The 20,833-nt window shown below is 69.3% G+C and carries 23 protein-coding genes and 2 pseudogenes; 12 read left to right on the top strand and 13 right to left on the bottom strand.

All coding sequences use genetic code 11. From position 1 onward, the window contains the following. Positions 1-99 precede the first annotated feature (99 nt). Complete coding sequence (locus AB0K00_RS25170; RefSeq protein ID WP_363524116.1) at positions 100-927, top strand: hypothetical protein; 828 nt, start codon at positions 100-102, stop codon at positions 925-927. Positions 928-957: 30 nt separating this feature from the next. Here AB0K00_RS25170 and AB0K00_RS25165 read toward each other — a convergent pair whose 3' ends face one another. Beyond that, complete coding sequence (locus AB0K00_RS25165) at positions 958-1,632, bottom strand: uridylate kinase (RefSeq protein ID WP_363524613.1); 675 nt, start codon at positions 1,630-1,632, stop codon at positions 958-960. Between the two features lie 478 nt (positions 1,633-2,110). On the opposite strand from AB0K00_RS25165, the gene AB0K00_RS25160 reads away from it, so the two are divergent. Beyond that, positions 2,111-2,236 (top strand): hypothetical protein, encoded by a 126-nt coding sequence (locus tag AB0K00_RS25160; protein ID WP_363524113.1) that lies wholly within the window; start codon positions 2,111-2,113, stop codon positions 2,234-2,236. A gap of 33 nt (positions 2,237-2,269) precedes the next feature. Here AB0K00_RS25160 and AB0K00_RS25155 read toward each other — a convergent pair whose 3' ends face one another. The 4 genes from AB0K00_RS25155 to AB0K00_RS25140 all read right to left on the bottom strand — a co-directional run bounded on the left by AB0K00_RS25155 (position 2,270) and on the right by AB0K00_RS25140 (position 6,017). Beyond that, entirely contained in the window at positions 2,270-2,809 is a 540-nt protein-coding gene (locus AB0K00_RS25155; protein WP_363524111.1) for a hypothetical protein, read from the bottom strand. 72 nt (positions 2,810-2,881) lie between these two features. Then, on the bottom strand, positions 2,882-3,343 hold the full coding sequence (locus AB0K00_RS25150) for a tetratricopeptide repeat protein (protein ID WP_363524108.1): 462 nt from the start codon (positions 3,341-3,343) through the stop codon (positions 2,882-2,884). A gap of 166 nt (positions 3,344-3,509) precedes the next feature. Then, positions 3,510-5,561, bottom strand: a complete 2,052-nt coding sequence (locus tag AB0K00_RS25145) for a cell wall-binding repeat-containing protein (RefSeq protein ID WP_363524105.1) — start codon at positions 5,559-5,561, stop codon at positions 3,510-3,512. Positions 5,562-5,699: 138 nt separating this feature from the next. Then, positions 5,700-6,017: a hypothetical protein gene (locus AB0K00_RS25140; RefSeq protein WP_363524103.1), complete on the bottom strand. Its 318-nt coding sequence runs from the start codon at positions 6,015-6,017 to the stop codon at positions 5,700-5,702. A gap of 116 nt (positions 6,018-6,133) precedes the next feature. Here AB0K00_RS25140 and AB0K00_RS25135 point away from each other — a divergent pair, with 116 nt between their 5' ends. Both AB0K00_RS25135 and AB0K00_RS25130 read left to right on the top strand, forming a co-directional pair. Beyond that, a complete protein-coding gene (locus AB0K00_RS25135; RefSeq protein ID WP_363524100.1) occupies positions 6,134-7,090 on the top strand; it encodes a cyclase family protein in 957 nt (318 codons plus the stop codon). 94 nt (positions 7,091-7,184) lie between these two features. Further along, positions 7,185-8,297 (top strand): amidohydrolase family protein, encoded by a 1,113-nt coding sequence (locus tag AB0K00_RS25130; protein WP_363524097.1) that lies wholly within the window; start codon positions 7,185-7,187, stop codon positions 8,295-8,297. A gap of 35 nt (positions 8,298-8,332) precedes the next feature. Here AB0K00_RS25130 and AB0K00_RS25125 read toward each other — a convergent pair whose 3' ends face one another. Together AB0K00_RS25125 and AB0K00_RS25120 are read right to left on the bottom strand one after the other, a co-directional pair. Beyond that, positions 8,333-8,671, bottom strand: a complete 339-nt coding sequence (locus tag AB0K00_RS25125; protein ID WP_363524094.1) for a hypothetical protein — start codon at positions 8,669-8,671, stop codon at positions 8,333-8,335. 100 nt (positions 8,672-8,771) lie between these two features. Continuing rightward, positions 8,772-9,680: a hypothetical protein gene (locus AB0K00_RS25120; RefSeq protein WP_363524622.1), complete on the bottom strand. Its 909-nt coding sequence runs from the start codon at positions 9,678-9,680 to the stop codon at positions 8,772-8,774. Here AB0K00_RS25120 and AB0K00_RS25115 point away from each other — a divergent pair. Both AB0K00_RS25115 and AB0K00_RS25110 read left to right on the top strand, forming a co-directional pair. Next, positions 9,601-9,888: pseudogene (locus tag AB0K00_RS25115) on the top strand (3-oxoacyl-ACP reductase); the annotation flags it as partial. The gene AB0K00_RS25120 and the pseudogene AB0K00_RS25115 sit on opposite strands and share 80 nt — an antisense overlap. Before the next feature lie 354 nt (positions 9,889-10,242). Next, on the top strand, positions 10,243-10,479 hold the full coding sequence (locus AB0K00_RS25110; RefSeq protein WP_363524619.1) for a hypothetical protein: 237 nt from the start codon (positions 10,243-10,245) through the stop codon (positions 10,477-10,479). 44 nt (positions 10,480-10,523) lie between these two features. On the opposite strand, the gene AB0K00_RS25105 is transcribed toward AB0K00_RS25110, so the two are convergent. Continuing rightward, positions 10,524-11,129, bottom strand: a complete 606-nt coding sequence (locus AB0K00_RS25105) for a hypothetical protein (RefSeq protein WP_363524092.1) — start codon at positions 11,127-11,129, stop codon at positions 10,524-10,526. Between the two features lie 467 nt (positions 11,130-11,596). Here AB0K00_RS25105 and AB0K00_RS25100 point away from each other — a divergent pair, with 467 nt between their 5' ends. Further along, entirely contained in the window at positions 11,597-11,998 is a 402-nt protein-coding gene (locus AB0K00_RS25100; RefSeq protein ID WP_363524089.1) for a hypothetical protein, read from the top strand. Positions 11,999-12,081: 83 nt separating this feature from the next. On the opposite strand, the gene AB0K00_RS25095 is transcribed toward AB0K00_RS25100, so the two are convergent. Then, a complete protein-coding gene (locus AB0K00_RS25095) occupies positions 12,082-12,684 on the bottom strand; it encodes a TetR family transcriptional regulator (protein ID WP_363524087.1) in 603 nt (200 codons plus the stop codon). Positions 12,685-12,770: 86 nt separating this feature from the next. On the opposite strand from AB0K00_RS25095, the gene AB0K00_RS25090 reads away from it, so the two are divergent. The 3 genes from AB0K00_RS25090 to AB0K00_RS25080 all read left to right on the top strand — a co-directional run bounded on the left by AB0K00_RS25090 (position 12,771) and on the right by AB0K00_RS25080 (position 14,389). Beyond that, a complete protein-coding gene (locus AB0K00_RS25090) occupies positions 12,771-13,220 on the top strand; it encodes a nuclear transport factor 2 family protein (RefSeq protein WP_363524084.1) in 450 nt (149 codons plus the stop codon). A 97-nt stretch (positions 13,221-13,317) separates the two neighbouring features. Then, positions 13,318-14,142 (top strand): MarR family winged helix-turn-helix transcriptional regulator, encoded by an 825-nt coding sequence (locus AB0K00_RS25085; protein ID WP_363524081.1) that lies wholly within the window; start codon positions 13,318-13,320, stop codon positions 14,140-14,142. Positions 14,143-14,158: 16 nt separating this feature from the next. Then, the gene (locus AB0K00_RS25080; RefSeq protein ID WP_363524078.1) at positions 14,159-14,389 is read left to right on the top strand and encodes a hypothetical protein; all 231 of its coding nucleotides are present in this window, start codon (positions 14,159-14,161) and stop codon (positions 14,387-14,389) included. Here AB0K00_RS25080 and AB0K00_RS25075 read toward each other — a convergent pair. After that, positions 14,386-15,591 carry an MFS transporter gene (locus AB0K00_RS25075; protein ID WP_363524075.1) on the bottom strand — a complete coding sequence of 402 codons (1,206 nt, stop codon included), beginning with the start codon at positions 15,589-15,591 and terminating at the stop codon, positions 14,386-14,388. The genes AB0K00_RS25080 and AB0K00_RS25075 overlap by 4 nt on opposite strands. A 68-nt stretch (positions 15,592-15,659) precedes the next feature. Between AB0K00_RS25075 and AB0K00_RS25070 the strand changes: the two genes are divergently transcribed. Beyond that, the gene (locus tag AB0K00_RS25070; RefSeq protein ID WP_363524072.1) at positions 15,660-16,166 is read left to right on the top strand and encodes a MarR family transcriptional regulator; all 507 of its coding nucleotides are present in this window, start codon (positions 15,660-15,662) and stop codon (positions 16,164-16,166) included. Positions 16,167-16,288: 122 nt separating this feature from the next. On the opposite strand, the gene AB0K00_RS25065 is transcribed toward AB0K00_RS25070, so the two are convergent. The 3 genes and pseudogenes from AB0K00_RS25065 to AB0K00_RS25055 form a co-directional block, all read right to left on the bottom strand. Next, positions 16,289-17,332: a hypothetical protein gene (locus tag AB0K00_RS25065; RefSeq protein WP_363524069.1), complete on the bottom strand. Its 1,044-nt coding sequence runs from the start codon at positions 17,330-17,332 to the stop codon at positions 16,289-16,291. Next, a pseudogene (locus AB0K00_RS25060) lies at positions 17,274-17,438 on the bottom strand (hypothetical protein); the annotation flags it as partial. The pseudogene AB0K00_RS25060 and the gene AB0K00_RS25065, both read right to left, overlap by 59 nt. A 260-nt stretch (positions 17,439-17,698) precedes the next feature. Continuing rightward, positions 17,699-17,878: a hypothetical protein gene (locus AB0K00_RS25055; RefSeq protein WP_363524066.1), complete on the bottom strand. Its 180-nt coding sequence runs from the start codon at positions 17,876-17,878 to the stop codon at positions 17,699-17,701. Positions 17,879-18,336: 458 nt separating this feature from the next. Between AB0K00_RS25055 and AB0K00_RS25050 the strand changes: the two genes are divergently transcribed. Then, positions 18,337-20,745: a family 20 glycosylhydrolase gene (locus tag AB0K00_RS25050; protein WP_363524064.1), complete on the top strand. Its 2,409-nt coding sequence runs from the start codon at positions 18,337-18,339 to the stop codon at positions 20,743-20,745. Positions 20,746-20,833: the final 88 nt, after the last annotated feature.

Here is a 20,833-nt window from a genome sequence, read left to right as displayed (position 1 = left end):
GTTGCGGTCATCGAGGCATGCCGAAGTCACGGGCCAGCGGCGCGGGGGTGTCGCACAGTACGATCTGCCGTCACTACCCCCTTTCCGGGAATGAGCCCAATGAAGCTTGCACGGGGACGGACCGCGGCGCTGCTCGTCGCGGCGTGTGTCATGTTCGGCGTGGGCGCCTGCGGCAGCGGCGGCACCGGCACCGGCAGTGCCGGCGCCAGCGGTACACCCGGCGTCGTGGCGACCAGCCCCAAACCGCCGGAGCCGAAGGAGCTGCTGCTGAGCTCGCTGGCGGTGTACGACAAGGGCGTGTACGCGGTCGACTACGCCGGGCGCGACAGCTCAGGGTCAGCCGTCGTCGACGCGGCCAGGAAACAGGCGTACATGAAGCTGGTCTCCACCGTCCAGGACTCGAAGCTCACGATGGAGGCGCTGGCGATCGAGCCGGACACCTACTTGAAGCTGAACGTGGGCGAGCTGGCCAAGCTGCCGGGGATGCAGCAGCTGAACGGCAAGTCGTGGATGCACATCGATCGTTCCAAGGTCAACGATCCCTCGACCCTGGGCGTCGCGTTCGACGACCCCGACACGCTCGGTCTCACGGCGCTGCTGAAGAGCGCGCAGTCGGTGCAGCAGGCCGGCGACCACAAGTTCAGCGGCACCCTCGACCTCGCCGAGGGCGAGGGCACGCCGGTGACCGACGAGGCTGTCGTCAAAGCGCTGGGGGCCAAGGCGGCCACCGTGCCGTTCACCGCGACCCTCGACGCCGAGGGGCGGCTCACCGAGCTGCTCATCGACGTTCCGGCCGCGGGTGCCACGAAGCCGCACCAGCTCAAGATGACCGTGACCCAGTACGGCACCGTCACGATACCGGCCAAGCCCACCGGCAAAGCGGTGATCGAGGCGCCGGCGAAGGTGTACGAATTCCTCAACGGCTGAGCCGCCCACCCGGCGGCGCCCGCGGTGTGCTCAGTGTGTCCGGGTCTCCCAGACCGGCCGCTGGGGCTCGTCGTTGTGCACGATGATGTCGGCGTGATCGGTCGGGCGGACCATGGCGAAGTAGAGCTGCTGGGAGGGGATGTAGCGCTCGCGCCAGCGCCGCTCGACCTCGGCCCGGGATGACACCTGGCGCTCCCGGATCACGGCACGATCCACGGTCTTCTCGAGCTCGGTCGACACGAAGACGCGCAGGTCCCACCGGTCAATCAGCTCCGGACGCATGAGGAAGACGCCGTCGAAGACCAGCACGGCGTCGGCCGAGGCGGTCGTGACCGGCGGGGACAGCGCAGCATCCGCGGCGCGGTCGTAGACCGCGTGTTGGAAGCGCCGATCTCCGTCGGGGCCGAGCGGATCGAGCAGCACCCGGTTCAGCGCCTCGTAGTCATGGGTGTCGAAGTAGCAGCCTTCGGCCGAGAACTCGCCGCGCGGATAGCGCTGTGCCCGGGGGAAGAGGAAGTCGTCGATCGTCGCGCGGATGACGTCGCGGCCCTGTCCGCGCAGGACGACGGCCAGCTCGTCGGCGAGGGTGGTCTTGCCGGCGGCGGGCGCTCCGTCGACAGCAACCCGCGTCGGGTGTGCGGCCGTGACGGACCCAACCGCCTCGGCCAGGCGGCCGAGCACGTCGTCGCGGGTGCCTTGGTTCATGTCCTGCCCCGTCCTGGTCTCGCAAAGGTCGCCGTGTCGAGCTGACCTTATGCGATCCTCGACGACCACACTGGAACACACCAAGCCATTCGCAGGGGCGCCACCGGAAACCCGGGCCGGCGCCGCGGCCGCCGCGACCGCCGCGATCGCGGTCGTCGCGGGGACCACGTTGCTGCCGGCACCGGCTGCCCACCGACCGATGCCGCCGGCCGACATCAAGATGACGCCCGTCGTGACAGCGACTCCGCCGGCGAGCGCCTCCGGCCCGGCCGGGTCACCAGCGCCGGTCTCCGCGGCGCGGTCACGTTGCCGCCGGCGACCGCTGGGCCGGGCCGGAGCGGGCGGCCCGGTCAGATCCGCCAGAGCGACTGGCGCAACGCTTCCATCCGGGGCCGTCGCCCTGGGCGCCGACGGCCGGAGCCTGATCGCATGGCCGGCGATCGAGGGCGACCGACCCAGCCCGGCGGGGGACAAGGCCATGACGTTCACGGCGTACCACCTCGAGCAGAACGTCGTCGTGGCCACGGTCAAGCGGTTGGACGGGACCGTGGAGACCCGGCGCTACCGCCAGAGCGGCATGTACGGTCCGTGGGAACGGTTCTGACTGCGTCGCCGGGGGTGTGCGACGGCGTCGATGTCAGCCGCAGATCTCCTTCGTCTCGCGCCCGGCGACCTGCATCTGCGGCGCGGCGAGGGCGGATTTGACCTGCTCGAAGGTCTGCAGGGTCGCGGCGGTGTCGTCCAGCGCCGCGACCTGATCGTCGATCGCTTTGCGCAGGGCGGGATTCGAGGCCTTCGGGCTCAGCGGGCGGACCGCTTTTGCCCAGGCCGTGAGGCCCTTCTTGGCGACGTTCAGGACGGTCTGCTGCTTCGCCGGGTCGGTGATGGAGTTCGCGTCGCCGTACGCCGACAGCGCGCTGAGGTAGGTGACGGTCTCGTCGAACATCACCTTCTTGAGCTCGTCGCAGACCTGCCGGGTGTTGGCCGCGACCGCCGGGTCGAGAGGTGAGGGCGACGGTGACGGTGTCGGCGACGCGGACGGGGTGGCGGAGACGGATGCCGACGCCGCGGCCAGCCCGGAGGACGAGGGGGCGGCCTGGCCGGTGGGCGTGCCGTCGTCGCTGCAGCCGGCGACGAGCAGTGTGACACCGCACAGCATGCCGAGAAGTTTTCGCACCCGATCATCCTATGGACCCGTGCGGATGCGGTGGGTCCCGCAAACCTCCCCGGGCGGTGTTTCCAGGGCTCGTTACTCGGGAGCCAGTTGCTGCGTGAGCCGCTCCAGACCGCTCCTGATCAGCTGCCCGTACTCGTCATCGCCGAGTGCGCCGATCCCGGCCCGCGCCTGTTGGAGGTGCTCCAAGGCGCGGCCGACATCACCGAGCTTCCGGTAACAGTCCGCCAGATTGAGGTGCAGCGACGGATACAGGCCGGCCACGGACAACGGCACCCCCGCCTGCGCCACCCGGTCGTCGGTGAGCAGGCCGGCCGCTGCCAAGGCCCGCTGATCCCAGATGAGCTCCTCATGGACGTCGTCCTGCACGTCGGCCATCGAATGCGCGAGCACGCAGACGTGCAGCGGATCCCCTTGCTCCCCGCCGATGTCGTCCCAGATCTCCGCGAACAGGCGCCGCGCGGCTTCGCGCTGCCCTTGACCATGGTGCAGTTGCACGGCCTCGGCGATGCGTACCATCGTCGAATCGGTGGCCATCAACAACTCCCTCGCTGCGCAACCCGTCGAGGCGACGACCTCACTCGCAAGGAAACTGGCGCACTTGGCGGTCGCCGCTGAACATGAGGACCATGATCGAACATAACCACAGACCGGGGTGACGTGAAAAGAGGCCCGGCGCCGGGCCTCTTTTCACGAACGGCGGTCAGGCGCCGGAGCGCTTCGGCTTGCGGGTCTTCGCGCCGGGGATCTGGGCCTTGGTCTGCTTGCCTCCGGCGAGCCCGCGCTGCTGGGCGTCACCGCCGGCGAGGGCCTTGGCCTTCAGGTTCGGCACCGTGAAGTTCTCGGTGTACTGCACGTACTTGAACGCGCCGGGCACCGAGATGGCGTTGCCGAGCGGGTCGATGAGGGCATCCTTGAGGGCGAGGACACCGCCGAGCAGCGTCGCGTATTTCACGGTGCCGGAGTTGCGGGAGAGGTAGGCGCGGGTCTGCGGGCTGAGGCTGCCCGGGGCGGACAGCAGCAGCGGGCCGGAGTTCGAGCCGACCATCGAGCCGCCGGTCAGGGCGTCGAACCAGGTGGTGGCGGTGGCGACGGCGGCGGTCCGGGGGCCGTTGAAGAAGAACTCGGCGACCTCGATCGCGGTCTCGTACTCCGTCGCTCCGTAGACCGGCCAGTAGTCAATGACGTCGGGCCAGTTCGGCATCTGGTTGCCGTTGTGGGCGTTGAGCAGCGCCCGGACACCGGGGCCGCCGACACCGATCATCATGGCGCCGTTGTCCGGGTCGGGGTTGAGCGTGTTGAGGTACGCGGCGGTCGCGGCGGGCATGCTGTCGCCGTTGGTGAGCACGATGACGGTGCCCGGGTTCGCACCGGCGGCCGCGCCCGCGGCGAGGGCGTCGTAGTACTTCAGCGACGTGGCGAGGATGACGGCCGACGGGTTCGGGTCGATCGCTTTCGCCACGGCGATCGCGGTGTCGTACTCGGTCGCGCCGGCCAGCCGGACCGTGGTGTAGCCGAGCGCCTTGACCTGGTTCTCGACCGCCGCTGACAGCGCGACGGTGCCGCCGAGCAGGTACACGGTGCCGCTGTCGCCGAGGATCCGCTGCATCTCGGCCTTCGTCGAGGCGTGCAGGCCGGTGCGGGGCGTGATGAGCAGCGGGCCCTGCTTGACCACGGCGAGGGCGGAGCCGCCGAGGGCATCGAGGTACATGTCGTCGCGGGACAGGACAACGGCCTGGGCCTGCGCACGGATGCCGTCCTCGACGTTGCGGTCGGCCCAGTTGTACCGGGAGGTCGCGACTGCGGTGTCCAGTGCTGTCTGCCCCCAGACCCGCTCGACGTAGTTGGGGTTGACCGGCTGCCACGCCGCTCTACGGCCGCTCTGGATGATCGTGACGACGTCTTTGGTCTCGACATGGATCCGCTTGATCTTCACGAGGTACGTGCCCGCGTCGCTGGAGAACAGGATGAACTCCCCGTCCGGTGACCACTTCGGCTCGCAGTTGTTCCTGCTGCCGGAGTTCTCCGGGGTGGTCAGCTGCACCTGGTTGCTGCCGTCCGCGTTGGCGGTCCAGATCTGGGTGCCGCTGGCGTCGCTGCGCACGAACGCGAGCTTCGTGCTGTCCGGCGAGAAGTCCGGCGCCGAACCATCGTCGATGATCTTTGTGACGCTGGTGAAACTGTCGACGCGGTAGATGTCGGAACCGAGGTCGTTCTCAATCGAGGGGTGGTGCTGGTAGACGATGGTGTTGTCGCTCGCGACCGCGGGGCTGCTGTCGAGCTTGCCGTCGTCGGGGACGCTGAACAGCTGCTCACCGTACTGCCAGTTGCCGGTGGCGCTGACGATCGACAGCTTGCCGTGGCTGCCGTAGATGACGTACCGGCCGCCGTAGGCGTACACCGGGTTGATCGCGGCGCCGGCCTGGCTGAACGGCAGGAGCTGGTAGTTGTCGGTGCCGTCCGAGCGGACGGACCAGGGCCCCTCAGCGCCGCTGTAGACGAACCGGCTGCCGTCGGGAGTCCAGTTGCCCGAGCTGTTGTGCATCGTGCCCACGCCCAGCTGGCGCTGATCAGATCCGTCGGCGTTGGCAGTCCAAACCACCCCGGCGACGAAGTACGAGATCCTGCCGACCTGACCGGCCACGGTCGCCCGGGCGGCCTTCTGCTGCCCGATTACGGCCGTGGGCACCGCCACGGCCGTCGTGGCGGCAACGGCGCCGAGCATTGCGGACCGCCGCGTAAGCGCGAACGACACGGTTCTTCCTCCCCGTAGTGGCCGGAGACGCTGCGTCCGGCCGATGATCAACGGGCAGTGTATGGGTGGCGGTCGTTCCGCGGCAGGCCCGAACAGGCCACTATGACCAGCGGATCCGATGGATTCTCACATCGACCGTCAGGTGTACAGCACCGCGAAGTAGCCCCAGGCAGCCGCGATGATCTGGCCGAGGACGGCGAGGATCCCCCATCGACGCCTGGGCACCTTCGCCGCGACAAGCAGCACGACACCGTAGAGCCCCAGCGTGATGGCGGACCAGAGCACGGCGACAGGCACCCGGCCGGAGCCGCAACCGGCGGGCGCTGGGAGCGTCATCGCGCAGATCTCGTGGCGTGGCACCGCCAACCACCAGAACCCGAGCCAGGCCCCTACCGTCACCACCGCGCCGCAGGTCACCAGAGTCCAGAAGCTCGCCCTGCCGCCCACCCCAAGCACAGACAGAACGATAGACGAGTCACGGTGTTCCGGCGGACCTGGCGTGTCACCGGCGAGGGCCGGGATACAGTGCCTGCGGTACCTCGAAGCGCGCTACCGGAGGAGTCGATGCTGCGATGACGGCAGGGCGGCCGATACCCACGCAGGATGAGGTGCTCGGATACTTCAGCACGTTGTCGAACTGGGGACGGTGGGGCGACGACGACGAACGCGGCACGCTGAACCACATCACCGACGACGTCCGGGTGGCGGCGGCGCGGGCGGTGCGCCACGGCAGGAGCGTGTCGTGCGCGTGGGAGGTTGCCGTTCCGGAGGACATGGAGCGGTCGACGACGACGTGCCCGTGCGCCGCCGACATGCCGGGTGCCGAGAACATGCCGGCACCCACGTTCCGCAACGACCGGCGCTGGGGCTATTCGTCCGAGCGGCTCGGCATCACGTTCCACGGCAACACCATCACCCACGTCGACTCGCCGTGCCACATCTTCTGGGACGGCACGATGTACAACGGGCGGTCGCATTCGTTGGTGGACGCCGCGACGGGATCGGCGTGGGGTGCGGTCACGGCGGCGGCGAACGGGATCGTCACGCGTGGCGTCCTGCTGGACATCGCGGCGGTCCGCGACGTGCCGTGGTTGGAGCCGGGGCAGGGCGTGTTCCCCGAGGATCTCGAGGAGGCCGAGCGTCGCCAGGGTGTACAGGTGCGATCCGGCGATGCGGTGCTCCTGCGGACCGGCTACGGCCGCTTCCGGCACGAGGCCGGTGCGGTCGGCGGTTTCACCCAGGCCGGCTGGCACGCGTCCTGCCTGCCGTGGCTGCAGGAACGGCAGGTCGCGCTGATCGGCGCCGACACCCCGCAGGACGTTCAGCCGTCGGGGTACGACGACATGTTGATGCCGGTGCACGCCGTGGGCCTCGTCGCGATGGGTCTGTGGCTGCTCGACAACTGCGACCTGGAGGCGTGCGTGACGACGGCCGCCGAGCTCGGCCAGTGGGACTTCCAGCTCGCCGTCGCGCCGGTCCGTTTCGCCGGTACGTCCGGCAGCCCGGTCAACCCGATCGCCACCTTCTGACCCTCGGGGTGGCGGCGGGTAGCTCACCTGCACATCACCTGGCACTGCGCCCGACCGGTGTTCATCGGCGCGGAAAGTGGGCACCTGCGGGCCTATGAAGACTGCGCTGCGCAACGTCCGCGTGTTCGACGGCAGGCAACTTCTCCCGCCCGGCACGGTGCTGCTCGACGGCGACCACATCGGGTCCGACGCCTCGGACATCAAGGCGGTCGTCGACGGCGCGGGGGCGGTGCTCCTGCCCGGGCTGATCGACGCCCACCTGCACCTCGACGGGCGGTCCGCGTTGGAACGGCTGGTGCGCTTCGGGGTGACCACCGCCCTGGACATGGCCAACGCCCCGCCGGGGTTCATCGACTCGATGCGCGGGATCCGGGGGCTCACCGACATTCGCAGCGCCGGCACGGCCGCGCTCGCCCCGGACAGCGTCCACTCGCACATCCCGGAGATCGGCGAGCGTGGCCTCATCCGTACCGCCGCCGAAGCGGAGCGGTTCGTGACCGAACGGTTCGCCGAGGGCTCCAACTTCCTGAAGATTCTCATCGACCTGCCCGGGCCCAGCCCCGACCGGGCCACCGTCGACGCGCTCGTCGCCACCGCGCACAGGCTCGGGCGGCTCGTCGTGGCGCACGCCCTGTCGTACGAGGCCGTGGAGATGGCGCAGGCGGCCGGGGTCGACGCGCTCACCCACACGCCGCTGGACCGGCCACTGGACCGCGCCGCGACGGACCGGATGGCGGCCGCGGACCGGATGCTGATCCCGACGCTGACCATGATGGAGGCGTTGACGGCGCCGTCGACGCCCCCGCAGATGGTGGCGCAGTGGGCGATGCCCGGCGCGAGCTACGACAACGCGCGGGCGAGCGTCGCCGCCGCGTACCGCGCCGGCGTACCGGTCCTGGCCGGCACCGACGCCAACACCGACACCGAGTCCGCGGGGAACTTCAGCTTCGGCGACAGCCTGCACCACGAGCTGGAACTGCTCGTCGACGCCGGCCTCAGCACCGTCGACGCGCTGCGCGCCGCGACCGTGCTGCCCGCCGCACGCTTCGGCCTCACCGACCGTGGCGTCGTCGCGCCGCACCACCGGGCGGACCTGGTGCTCGTCGACGGCGACCCGCTGCAGGACATCCGCGCCCTGCGGTCGATCAGCCGCGTCTGGTGCGGTGGCATCGAGCACACCCCGGCCCGCCTGGCCAAGCAGTCGTAGCGCGCGGCGCTCGCGCCCAAACGTTGAGGATGTACTCAGTCCTGGTGCCCGCTCAGTGGGTCGATGGTCATCGTCTTGCGCTGAGGATCCGGCGACAGCCAACCGGTCAACCGGTCGCCAGGCAACAATGCCGACCAGTCGATGTCCGTACGCGAGCGGGTGTCCAGAGCGACCAGCAGCCTGAACTCCCAGGGTTCCTGGCCGTCGGCCCCACACCAGGCGCGGCCGCGGATACACGGCTGCGGGGACAGCAGTTCATACTGCTCGGCAACGAGCCCGTCGCACCAGTTCCGGCGGAGCTGCTGGTCATCGAAGCCCTGAAACTCTGCACAGATGCGGCGTTCCAGCCGTAACCAGAAGTCGTCTTCCTCCATGTACGAGCCCTTCTGCTGGCGGCACACCACACAGGTCACCACGCACGCTTCCGAGAGGCGATGGCGGCTCCTGCCGGCGCGCGCTCATCGGCAGCACGCGCTACCAGATATCCGGCCGTGTGGTCGGCCCGACGGGATGCTGTGGCGGTTGCAGTGTGCACCGGTCGTTGGTGTGTTCGCGCAGGCGTCGGTCGAATGCGGTGAACGGATCGCCCGTCACCAGGTATGGGTTGATGGCGATGGGCGTGCCGTACATGACCAGGTGGGTCACTGCGGCGGCCTGTACGGGTGACCGCTCGTCCACGCCGTAGGCGCGAACGAGTTCGCGCCACTCGCTGCGGAGTGCGCGCTCGGCAAGGGGCCACGTCCTGGGTATGGACGTCGGCAGTGCGCCGGGACCGTCGATCACCGACGGGTACAGGCACCAGAAGAAGCCGCGGTTGTCGGGACCCCGCCGGTACGCGCACCGCATCGGCGGTCCCCATGGAACGTGGAACTCGAACTCGCCGGTGTATGCGGGGCTGTAGTCGAGACCGGAGGCGGTCAACCGCATGGCCGGCAGTGGCCGGTTGCGCCACCGCAGCCATGTCGCGACCTGCTCGAGGTGCCTGTTCAGTGCCCGAAGCAGTACGAGACCGAGCAGGCCGAGCACGAGCCAACCGACCCATCTGGCCGGTCCGGACACGTCCACGAGGCGTAACATGCCCCACCCGACCCCACCGAGGATGACGAGCAGCACTCCCGCGCTGGCAGCGTTGCCGGCCCCACGCGGCTGAGCAGTGAACAGCACAAGGTCAGCTTCGTCGGCCGAAGATCCCTGACCCGCCTCCACATCGCTATTATGCGACGAGCCCTTGAGCGTCAGGCGCGCGAGGACGTACGTGCGCGAACTGGCCAAGCGCATCGCCGCCCGGTACGGCGAGATCCACGTGCTGGTCAACAATATGGGCGTCACCCGGGCCGGCCGCGTGTTGACACCCGAGGGCATCGAGACGACCTTCGCCGCCAACGTTCTGGCGCCTCACCTGCTCGTGAACGGCTTGCTCCCGGCGCTGATCCGGGCCGCGCCGGCTCGGATCGTCAACATCACCGGCGGAGTGCCCCGCGGCCCGATCGACCTGGACAACCTGCAAGGCGAGCGGTCATACGTCGCCCTGTCCCACTACAACCAGACCAAGCTGGCACTCATGGCGATGAGCTACGCGACCGCCGAACGCCTCCGAGGTAGCGGGGTGACCCTCAACGTGGCGTATCCCGGACATGCGTACACACCGGGCCGCAGTCCGTGCCTCCCGATCCAGCGTCTACCTGGCGTCCGACCCGGACGCGGCCGAACTGCACGGCACCTACATCAACAGCGCGTGCCGAGCCGTACCCTGGCCCACCGCCGTCCTCGACCAACGCACCCGCGACGCCGTTGGCGCGATCTGCGAGAAGCTGGCCACAGGGGATGCGTCAGCGCTTCCAGGGTAGGAGGCCGCGTTTGCGCTGAGGCGGGAGCTGTGGCAGCGACGCGACTGGCGGTGGCCGGACGTGTGGTGGCAGTCGGCAGCAGGCGGAAGATGTATCGGATGAGTCGTCTCGTGCTCGCAGAACAGCTGTCGGTCGGCGACGTGGTGCTGCTGCAGATCAACACCGGCAATCGGCGTGCGCGGCTTGAGGTGGCTCAGCAGCGAGCCAGCAGCGTCAAGCTGATCGGGCGCAATCTCGACGGCGGGTATGTCGTCAGGTGTGAGTTCGGGATGAAACACGGCGAGCTGGCGACCGTCCTCGAGGATGATGAGCAGCCGCCCCACTTCACGGCGTAAGCCTGACTCCGGCCGTTCAGGACCGACGTCATCGTGGCGCTGGCTCAGGCGGTATCAGATGGTTGCGCGCGGTCAGGCTTGTCGGTAGCCGTATCCGGCCGGATTGCGAAGGTCTTCTCGCGCGCGGCAAGCCGATCGCCCGTCATCCACACCACGACCGCGGCGACAAGAAAGAACCCCATGGCGAACGATGCGAACAGCGTCTGCCCCTCCTCGACGGCCCGAAGGTACACGTCCCGCGGGACCGCCGTCAGGGAGCCGTGGTTGTTCAACACGTACTGCCCTTGCGCGATCTCCGGAGCGCCGGGCGGCAGGGCAGGAGCGCTTGGCATTCGTGCGATCAGCACCAGGACCACAACTATGCAGGCCACCGCCCCGGCGAACATGACCCGTGTCACGAAGGATTGGCGCCGCATCGAGCCATCGCCGGCTCCCATCGGCCGGCGTCTCCAGTAGTTTCGGCCGAAGGTCATTGCTGCTGCCTGGAGCAGGAAGCACCCGAGAAAGGCGCTGAGCCACACCGGCGTCGGCACCGGATGGAAGCCAGGGCGCAGGAGCCAGACCGCAACGCCGGCCGAATACATCGAACCGGCGAGCGCGACCCGCAGCAGCACGGTGTACGCGCGCCACGGCAGGAAGCTCTCGCTCATCCGACCATCATGACGATCTTCGTGTGCCCAGGGCTAGGTAGCTGTCGCTTGCGCCACAACTGGGTGCCCGGTGCCGACGCGATCCGGCAGTGCCAGCGTGCGCACCGTTTGGCACGATGACCCTGTGGGCCGGCGACCGATCAGGACACGGGCCGAACGGATGCTCGGATATCAACGGGTGCTTGAGGCCCGCGACGCTGCGACACCTGCTGATCGCCTCCGCGCCCTCGCGGACGATGACTACCGTCCGGTTCGGGTGTGGATCGCACGCAATTTCCACACGCCTGCCGATGCAACAGGCAGGCATCTGGGGTTCGGCGGGCGAGCATCGCAGATGCGGCCCACCTCGGTCCGCGACCTGCCCGCTCCGGCTTCGCCTGCGTTGCAGGCAAGCACCGCACCGGTGTCCGCGGCGCAAGATCAACCAGTCGACATCGTGGAGGTACTCTTGCTGAGGAGACCACGACATGACAGCATCGAACATCGCCAGCGGCGCGACCACGAGCGCCTCCGTGGCGCCGAGCCTGGCAGCTGCGCTGCGTGACCTGCGAGAAGCGGCCCTGCAGTACGCCACCGCGAAGGCGTCGCGGAAGGTGGAGGACTGGGCCGGCGATCTGAACGATTTTGTGGCAAGCCGAGGGCCCGCCACGCAGGCGGCCTTCGAGGGGCTGAAAGCCAAGCTCCAGGGAAAGAACCCTGTCTGGCCTGCGATCAAGGGTGCTTGGTCGGGGGCAAGCCCCAAGTTGAAAATTGCTGTGGTGTTGATCTTGATACTGGCGCTATTGCTGGCTCCTGTTGTGCTGCTCGTGCTCGTGCTCGGGCTACTGGTTGCCGCGATCGTCGCAGGCATTCGAGCCGCCACGCGGTGATCAGGTTCCGGACGCCCGTGGACGCGCTTTCCTTATGTGCAAGGTTTCCTCACCCAGACCGTTGAGCGGTTTGGGGATGGTGTTCACGCATCGGCAGCTGGCCGGCTGGCCGACGGTGGTTGCGGGGGTGTGGCCAGTGTTTGGAAGCACGGGCGAAGCAGGTCGATGATCTGCTCCGGTGCGGCATTGGCGAGTCCGCCGAGCCGAAGCAGGTAGCGCTCGATGATCACGCCATGGACGATTGCGCTGAGCAGGCTGGCGCGTATTTCGGCGTCGGCGGTGGGGATCGCGGCGGTGATCTGGCTCAGCTGAGGCTCTGCTGCCGCTCGGTACCGCTCGGCGGCGTCGGTGTTGGTGAGCATGGAGCGCAGGACGGCCAGCGACGCCACCGGTTCGCTGTCGAGGCGGTTGGCCAGCGAGGTGAGCAACGCTTCGGCCACCTGTTCGGGCGTACCCATGTGCAGTTGGTCGGCGGGCAGCTCCGCGGCGCGTGAGAAGAGCTGGTCCTTGCTGCCGAAGTAGTGCATGACCAGGCCGGCGTCGACGCCGGCGGCTGAGGCCACGGCACGGATCGTGGTGCGGTCGTAGCCGAGTTCGGCGAACATCTGGCGGGCCGCGGTGAGGATACGGGCCTCGGTCTGGTGGCGTTGCTGGGCCCGGGTCGGCCGAGGGCTCGGGTTGGTCACCTGGTCATTCTACGGTTGTTGACCGAGCGGCAAATTTCGTTCTACGCTCGTTCAATCAACCGGCGTTCAATGAAGGCGGGTGGGCGATGACCGGCACGTCACGCGAGATCGTCGAGCGGATGCTGCGGGCGGGCCGCGAGCAGGACACCGAGACGTTTGTGGGGTTGATGGCTCCCGAGGGGTACCTCGAGTGGCCGTATCGGCCGGCGGGCGTACCCGCGCGGTTGCAGGGTCACGCGGAGATCCGAAGGTTCCTGACCGAGGCGGCCAAAGGATTCATCAGGTTCGACGAGTACCGCAACGTGGTGCTGCACGAAACGACCGATCCCGAGGTGATCATCGTGGAATACGAAGCTCACGGGACCGTCATCGCGACCGGCGCGCCGTTCGAGCAGACGGTCATCGCGGTGTTCCGCGTCCGCAATGGCCAGGTCCTGTCGTACCGCGACTACATCAATCCGCTCCCCTTGGCCGAGGCGCTCGCCAGCGTCAGTGACGCCACCCACGGGAGCCGTGGCATGGCTCAGTTGGATTGATGTCGACCGGAGGTGTCGTATCCGGGCCGTGTCGTTCGTAGCTGAGGTGAGAGGGTGCCCACCAGGGCGCCGTCACGACCACAGGAGATGCCGACCGATGCCGCACCCACAGGCCAAGATCCACCGCATGTTCGAGCTCGTCGAGCCGATCGCCGCGATCACCTTCTCCGAGGTGCCCAACGAGGCGTTCCTGGCCCTCGGCATGCGCAACTATTGGGACGGGTACTTCGCGGGCCGGGCGGCGCCGCTGGGACTGGCGCCGGCCGGGGTGGTGCACGCGGTCTTCTACAACTTCGCCGACGGCGAGGTGGCGCGCCACATCCCGTGGGTCTGGGGGAAGATCACCCCGCAGGAGGCGATTGCCGTACGCGAGCGGGGCAGCGCCGCCGCGCTCCGACAGGTGATCGGGGGACTCGCCGATGCTCCCGGTCTGGTGCGGGTCGCCGACCTCGCCACCCGGGCAGCGCTCAGCGCGCCGACCGAGGGCCGGGCGCTGTACGCCGGGCTCCGGGCGATCGAGGTGCCCGAGGAACCGGTGGCCAGGCTTTGGCACGCTGCGACGCTGCTACGGGAGCATCGCGGGGACGGTCACAACGCCGCCCTGCTCGCCCACGGCATCGGCGGCACCGAGGCCCACGTCCTCCTCGCGCTCTCCCTCGGGATGAGGGCGGAGGAGTTCGGCCGGATCCACCACCTGCCCAAGGCCCGGCTGGCCGCTGTCATCGACGGGCTGCGCGGCCGCGGCCTCGTGGACGCCGACGGCGGGTTCACCGTCGCCGGCCGGGAGCTCAGGGAGCAGATCGAGGCCCTCACCGACGAGCTCGCGGCGCCGGCGTACGAGGTGCTCAGCACGGACGAACTCGCCGAACTGATCGCGGAGCTCGAGCCGATCGCCGCCGCGGCACAGGCCGTCGACGACTGAGCGGGCGCGGTGCCGGGTGACGATCACCAAGGCGCGGTGGAAGGCGCGGCTGCTCACGATCGAGGCGACAAGCACCAACCCGAACGCGATCCTGTCCGTCTACTCGCAGTCGGGCTCCTTCATGTTCAACTTGACCAACAAGGGCGGCGGAAAGTACAGCGACCAGCGCGGCTGGCTCGACAACCCGCAGGTCACCACCGTGCGCAGCAACCTCGGCGGCTCCGCGACCGCGACGCTGACCGGCTAACTGAGCGTGGCCTGCAAGGGTGTCGCCCGGGTGAGCCGGCGGGTGCCGGGGATGAACAGCTGGGACAGGGCGGCTGTGAAGAGGACCGCCGCGCTCACCGTGAGGACCCGGTCGGTGCCATATGCGTGTGCGAGCGGCCCCGCCAGCACGTTGCCGACCGGCATGGCGATGAATGAGGTCAAGAAGTCCCACGAGCCGACGCGTCCGAGGGCGCGGTGCGGCACGTTGTCCTGGATGGCGGTCTCCCAGGCGACATCGAAGTAGATCAGGCCGGCGTAGCCGATGACCGCGCCGGCCAGCACAGCGGTGAGCTGGGCGGGCCAGACATACGCCAGCGCCCACAGCGGCATCAGCATCAGGGTGAGCCAGCCGGCCCGCAGCAGGCGTTTGGGTCTGAGGCGCATCGCGACGGCCGCGCCGATCACCCCGCCGAGGCCTTCGGCGGAGGCGATGAAGCCGGCAGCCGCGGCGCCGCCGAGGCGCTCGATGGCGACCACCTGGACCAGGACGAGGATGACGCCGTTGGCGATGTGGTAGACCGTGGCGCCGAACAGGCCGCCGACCAGCCAGTCGCGGCGGCTCACCTCGCGCCATCCGTCGGCGAGCTCGCGGAGCATCGACGCGTGTGGGCCGCGCTCGGCGCGCACGCGGAGCAGCAGCGCCGCGGCCATCGAGGCGAGGAAGCTGGCCGCGTTGATGGCGAAGCCGGCCGGTGCGCCGAGGGCGGCGACAGTAAGACCGCCGAGCGCGGGGCCTGCCACCGAACTGCCGGTCTGGAGCATGCTGAGCGTCGCGTTCGCCGCTTGCCGCTTGTCGACCGGGACGAGGAGCGGCTTGAGTGCGATCATCGCCGGGCTGAAGAAGCTGCCGGCGCCCGCCGAGATCGTGGCGAGCGCGCAGAGCAGGAGCAGGTGGTAGTCACCGACGGCGAACATGACCGCCATCGCCGCCGCGCCGAGCAGGCGGACCAGGTCGGACACGACCATGACGCGCTGGGGTTGCAGCCGGTCGGCCCAGACGCCGCCGAACAGCGTGCAAGCCAGCATGGCCGCGACCGAGCAGGCCATGACCAGGCCGAGATCGCGGGCGCCGCCTCCCGCCCGGATCACGGCGACAGCGAGCGCCACGGTCTGGAAGCCGTTGCCGATCCAGGAGAGGGTTTGGCCGGTGGCGAGCAGGCGGAAGTCGGAGATCCGGGTCATGGATCGAGACGGTAGTTCACTGGTGAACTATTCACAATTTAATAATCAGCCGGTGGCAGAATGGCGGTATGGCGCAGGTAAGGGACGACGTCGACCACCACGTGACCCGCTGGGCGGCGTTCTGGAAGGACGACCCCGCGTTCGTGCCGGAGGTCGAGGGCGCGTTGGTCCGGATGGGCCAGATCCTGCGGCATGTGCGGCGGGCGGACGCCACGGCGTTCGCGGATGCCGAAGACTTCACGATGGAGGACTACCGGACGCTGCACGCGCTGATGGTCCAGCCGTACCCGACCGAGGCGAGCCCGGCGCAGCTGGCCGAGGCGACCCACGTGACCCGGGCGGCAATGACCAAACGACTCGACCGGCTGGTGGCCGCTGGGCTCGTGCATCGCGAGGTGGACGGGACCGACCGGCGGCGAGTGATCATCCGGCCGACGGCGGATGGCCGCGCGGCCTGGAACAAGTACATCTTCGAGGCCATGGCACGCGACCAGCACGTGCTCGGTGCGCTCTCGCACGACGACCTGGTGCAGCTCAACGGACTGCTACGCAAGGTGATGCTGTCACTGGACTGACGCGCGCCGCGGCGGCGCCGACCACGCCGGTGCGGCAGGGGTTCCGTGCCGGTGACGACGCTCGGCAGGCGCCGTCACCGGCGGCGGTCAGCTTGGCAGCAAGCGAACGCCGTGGACCCTCGTCACTGCGGGAAGTCGCCGGGGTTGACCGAGTCGGTGTCGGCGTTGCCGCCGATGCCGGCCTTGAGGGTGATCTCCCAGGTGGTGTACTGCCTGCTCGTGGTCTTGAATTCGAAGACGTCGGCAAATTTCTCGAACTCGCAGGAGCGGGTGAACCCGACGACGCCCGCGTCCCAGTCGACGCCGGTGGCCATGTACACCTGGTAGCTGCCGTCCTTGACCTTCTTGACCTTGAACGTCTTGCCGGCCGAGACGTAGACCGTGAAGGTCGCGACCTTGGCGCCGTTCGGGACCAGGCTCACGACGACGTCGGTCTCGCTGCCGCTGTTGTTGATCGTGAATTCGCCTGAGCCGTTGAGGGTCCCCTTCTTCACCATGGTGCCGTTCGCCAGCGTGCGGGTCTGCTGGGCGACCGGTGCCGGCAGCCACGCGCCGAACGTGAAGGTGGACCCGAAGGCCTTGACCGCCTCCCGAAGGTAGGTCGCCGACTGCGAGCCGGTCACCTGGGCGACCGCCGAGGAACCGGCGCAGATCTCGCCCGACTTCGTGGACCCGGCCAGCGTGCTGAAGTCGCTGCTCAACGAGTCGAACGCCCGCTTGATCTGCTCGTGGCCGGCGGCCGCCTCCTTCGGCGGGGTGAGGTACGCGAACCTCGGCCCGCTCGCCTTGGCCGCCTCGGCCAGCGCCTGCGCGGCCTCGGCCGTCGCCGTCTGGTTCTTCGCCGCGACGACCTTCTGCCACGCCGGCCCCATCAGCGCGTCGACCTCGGTCAGCAGCGTCTGGTACGCGGCGACGGTCAGCGGCTCCGGTGCCTTGCTCGGCGTCGGGCTCGCCGATGAGCCGCCGGCCGCACCCGCGGCGGTCGGTTTCTGCTCGGGGCCACCGCTGACGACGGCTGCGACCCCGGCGACGCCACACACCAGCACGAGCACGACGGCGACGACGCCGACGACCAGCTTGTTGCTCGACCGCGTGGGCGTGACCCGATCACCGCTCGGCCACCCTGTGCCAGGGCCGCCGATGACGGGACCGGTGGGCGGCGCCATCCAATTGGGAGCACCGGCAGGCGGCATCCCGGACGCGTCCGGCATTCCGTACGCGGGCATCCCGGAGGCGGGTAGCCCGGACGTCGGCATCCCGTACGCGGGCATCCCGGAGGCGGGTGTCGCGGAGGTAGGCATGCCGGACGTAGGCATGCCGGACGTAGGCATGCCGGACACTGGTATGCCGGAGGTCGGCATGCCCGGTGCGGGAGCGTCAGGTGCGCCCCACGCAGGGAAGTCCGGGTTCGGGCCGGGGGGAGAGGGCGGCGTCGTCACGCGAGCACCGTACAGGTTCAGATGCATGTGCATGTGCCCCTCGACCGGCATCTGGTCAGCGCCGGCGCGCGCCCACAAGCCGACCGTCCGGGTTCACCAGCCAGCCTTCGCCAGCGCCGCGATGAGCAGCGGGGCAACCACGTCCGTGGCCGCGAGCGCGCCGATGTGGTCCTGACCGTCGATCTCGATCAGCTCGAAGCCAACCTCGCTCAGTTGAGCGGCGCGCGAGCGGATATTGCGGGCAATGGCCGCGCCTCCGACAAAGTCGTACATGCGGCAGTCGGGCTCGCAGTCCCGGCTGCCGAACCAAAGGACTTTCGGCCCGCGCAGGGCGGCCAACGGTGCCGAGTCGTCCTGGATCCCAAGGTCCGCCCGCCTCCTCATCGGCCTCCATCACACCGACGACTTGGCGTGGCTTGTAACGAACGACCCGGTAGCGGCCGGCCAACGCGGCTGCCAACGCGGCGAACTCAGTCCGGAGCCGCGCCGGGAACACCAGCGCTGGGCCGTCGCCGACGACGTCGTACCACAACCTGTAACCATCAACAGTGCTGGTGATCGACACTGCGGCCCTCCGGGGTCGGCATTGACAGGGCAGCAGAATAACCAGACACCAAATCAGCACAGCCGGGAGGAAGTCGGAGGGAGGTGGCTCCCTTGACACTTTCCCGCGCGGGACATAGCGTGCCGTCAAACTAGCAGGAAACTTAACAGTTTCGCTGGAGGATGCCGTGCACCGTTCCCCGCGCAATTTGCTGCTCGCCTCCGCCGTGGCCGTCGCGACCGCCGCCGCCGGCGCCGTGTGGCTGCTGGCGGCCTCCCCGGCAAATGCCGCGGTGAGCCTCTCCGACGTCGTACCCGCGCCGGTGTCGGCGCAGCCCGCGGCCGGCGTGACCTACACGCTGCCGTCGAACGCCGCGATCCAGACCGCGGCCGGCGCCACCGACGTCGGCAACTATCTCGCCGGCATCCTCCGCCCGTCGACCGGCTACGCGCTGCCGGTCTCCACCACGACCGGCACGCCGACGAGCGGCATCGCGCTGCTGCTGTCCGGCGCCGACCCGAGCGTGGGCGCCGAGGGCTACCAGCTCGACGTGACCGCCGCCGTCGTCACGCTCCGCGCGCAGACCGCGGCCGGGCTGTTCCACGGCGTGCAGACGCTGCGGCAGCTGCTGCCGGTGACGATCGAGGCGCGGACCGTCCAGAGTGGACCGTGGACGGTCACCGGCGGCCGGATCATCGACTACCCGCGGTACGGGTACCGCGGCGCGATGCTCGACGTGTCGCGGCACTTCTTCGCCCCTGACGTGGTGAAGCGGTACATCGACGAGATCGCGCAGTACAAGATCAATACCTTGCACCTGCACCTGTCCGACGACCAGGGCTGGCGCATCGTGATCGACGCCTGGCCGCAGCTGACGACCATTGGCGGCAGCACCCAGGTGGGCGGCGGCGCGGGCGGCTACTACACCAAGGCGCAGTACTCCGACCTGGTCTCCTACGCGGCGTCGCGGCAGATCACCATTGTGCCCGAGATCGACATGCCCGGGCACACCAACGCCGCGCTCGCCTCCTACGCCCAGCTCAACTGCAACAACACGGCCCCGCCGCTCTACACCGGCACGGCCGTCGGCTTCAGCTCGCTGTGCGTGAGCAAGGAGGTCACGTACACCTTCGTGCAGCAGGTGCTCAACGAGCTCGCCGCCATCACCCCTGGCCCGTATCTGCACGTCGGCGGCGACGAGGCGTCGAGCACGCCGGCGGCGGACTACACCACGTTCATGAACCGCGTGCAGCCCTTCGTCGGCGCGGCCGGCAAGACCGTCATGGGCTGGCACCAGATCGGGCAGGCCGCCCACACGGCGAACCGGGTCGCGCAGTACTGGGGAACGTCCACATCGGACGCGGACCTGAGCGCAGCGGTGAGCAAGGGTGACAAGATCCTGCTGTCGCCGGCGAACAAGGCGTACCTCGACATGAAGTACACCAACTCGACCCCGATCGGCCAGTCATGGGCCGGCCTGATCGAGGTGCAGACCGCGTACAACTGGGACCCGGGCGCCTACCTGTCCGGCGTGCCGGCCAGCGCAATTCTCGGCGTTGAGGCTCCACTGTGGACCGAGACGATCACCAAGCTGGCCGACATCGAGTTCATGGCGTTCCCACGGCTGCCGGCGCTGGCCGAGCTGGCGTGGTCGCCGCAGTCGGCACGCAACTGGGACACGTTCAAGGTGCGGCTCGGCGCGCAGGGTCCACGGTGGACGGTGCAGGGGATCAACTTCTACAGCTCGCCGCAGGTCCCGTGGGGCACCCAGCAGACGACGCGCAGCGCGTACACCCAGATCCAGGCCGAGAGCTTCAACGCCCAGACCGGGACGCAGACCGAGGCCACCACCGACACCGGTGGCGGGCAGAGCGTCGGCTACATCACGCCCGGCGACACGCTCGCCTATGACCTCGACTTCGGCGCGGCGTCGCCGGCCTCGGTCACGACCCGGGTGGCCTCCGGCGCGTCCAGCGGCACCATCCAGTACCGGCTGGACTCCGCCACCGGCCCGGTCATCGCCAGCGTCCCGGTCACCTCCACCGGCGGCTGGCAGGTCTGGACCAGCAAAACCACCAACCTGACCGGCGCGGCGACCGGCGTGCACCGGGTGTACCTCACCTTCACCGGCACCGCGGGCACCGACTTCGTCAACCTCAACTGGCTGCAGTTCAACGCCGGCGGCGGACTGCCCAACGCTTACAGCGTGCGGCAGGCGGAGAGCTTCGGCAGCCAGTCCGGCACCCAGACCGAGACCACCACCGACACCGGCGGCGGCCAGAACGTCGGCTTCATCACGCCCGGCGACTGGCTCGGCTACGCAGGCGTGGACTTCGGCACCCCGACCGCGGTGTCGGTGACCACGCGGGTGGCCTCCGGCGCGTCCAGCGGCACCATCCAGTATCGCCTGGACTCCACCACCGGCCCGATCATCGCCAGCGTCCCGGTCACCTCGACCGGCGGCTGGCAGGTCTGGACCAGCACCACCACCAACCTGTCCGGCTCGGCCACCGGCGTCCACACGGTGTTCCTCACCTTCACCGGCACGGCGGGCGCCGACTTCGCCAACCTCAACTGGTTCCAGTTCAACCGGTAGCGCCCGCACCTCGAGGCCGGGGGGGGCGGCCCCCCCCCCCCGCCCCCCCCCCACAGTTGGGGGTGCTGTTTGCGGACCCCGCCGCAGG

It is taken from the genome of Dactylosporangium sp. NPDC049525 (assembly GCF_040676755.1).
Taxonomy (GTDB): domain Bacteria; phylum Actinomycetota; class Actinomycetes; order Mycobacteriales; family Micromonosporaceae; genus Dactylosporangium.
The sequence above is the reverse complement of the archived record's forward strand: the minus strand, read 5'-3'. Positions and strand labels throughout refer to the sequence as shown.

Bases quoted from the DNA above. Each gene is read 5' to 3' on its own strand.
- AB0K00_RS25170 (WP_363524116.1), top strand. From the start codon at position 100: ATGAAGCTTGCACGGGGACGGACCGCGGCGCTGCTCGTCGCGGCGTGT.
- AB0K00_RS25165 (WP_363524613.1), bottom strand. From the start codon at position 1,632: ATGAACCAAGGCACCCGCGACGACGTGCTCGGCCGCCTGGCCGAGGCG.
- AB0K00_RS25160 (WP_363524113.1), top strand. From the start codon at position 2,111: ATGACGTTCACGGCGTACCACCTCGAGCAGAACGTCGTCGTGGCCACG.
- AB0K00_RS25150 (WP_363524108.1), bottom strand. From the start codon at position 3,343: ATGGCCACCGATTCGACGATGGTACGCATCGCCGAGGCCGTGCAACTG.
- AB0K00_RS25135 (WP_363524100.1), top strand. From the start codon at position 6,134: ATGACGGCAGGGCGGCCGATACCCACGCAGGATGAGGTGCTCGGATAC.
- AB0K00_RS25130 (WP_363524097.1), top strand. From the start codon at position 7,185: ATGAAGACTGCGCTGCGCAACGTCCGCGTGTTCGACGGCAGGCAACTT.
- AB0K00_RS25125 (WP_363524094.1), bottom strand. From the start codon at position 8,671: ATGGAGGAAGACGACTTCTGGTTACGGCTGGAACGCCGCATCTGTGCA.
- AB0K00_RS25110 (WP_363524619.1), top strand. From the start codon at position 10,243: ATGAGTCGTCTCGTGCTCGCAGAACAGCTGTCGGTCGGCGACGTGGTG.
- AB0K00_RS25105 (WP_363524092.1), bottom strand. From the start codon at position 11,129: ATGAGCGAGAGCTTCCTGCCGTGGCGCGCGTACACCGTGCTGCTGCGG.
- AB0K00_RS25100 (WP_363524089.1), top strand. From the start codon at position 11,597: ATGACAGCATCGAACATCGCCAGCGGCGCGACCACGAGCGCCTCCGTG.
- AB0K00_RS25090 (WP_363524084.1), top strand. From the start codon at position 12,771: ATGACCGGCACGTCACGCGAGATCGTCGAGCGGATGCTGCGGGCGGGC.
- AB0K00_RS25085 (WP_363524081.1), top strand. From the start codon at position 13,318: ATGCCGCACCCACAGGCCAAGATCCACCGCATGTTCGAGCTCGTCGAG.
- AB0K00_RS25075 (WP_363524075.1), bottom strand. From the start codon at position 15,591: ATGACCCGGATCTCCGACTTCCGCCTGCTCGCCACCGGCCAAACCCTC.
- AB0K00_RS25070 (WP_363524072.1), top strand. From the start codon at position 15,660: ATGGCGCAGGTAAGGGACGACGTCGACCACCACGTGACCCGCTGGGCG.
- AB0K00_RS25065 (WP_363524069.1), bottom strand. From the start codon at position 17,332: ATGGCGCCGCCCACCGGTCCCGTCATCGGCGGCCCTGGCACAGGGTGG.
- AB0K00_RS25055 (WP_363524066.1), bottom strand. From the start codon at position 17,878: ATGTACGACTTTGTCGGAGGCGCGGCCATTGCCCGCAATATCCGCTCG.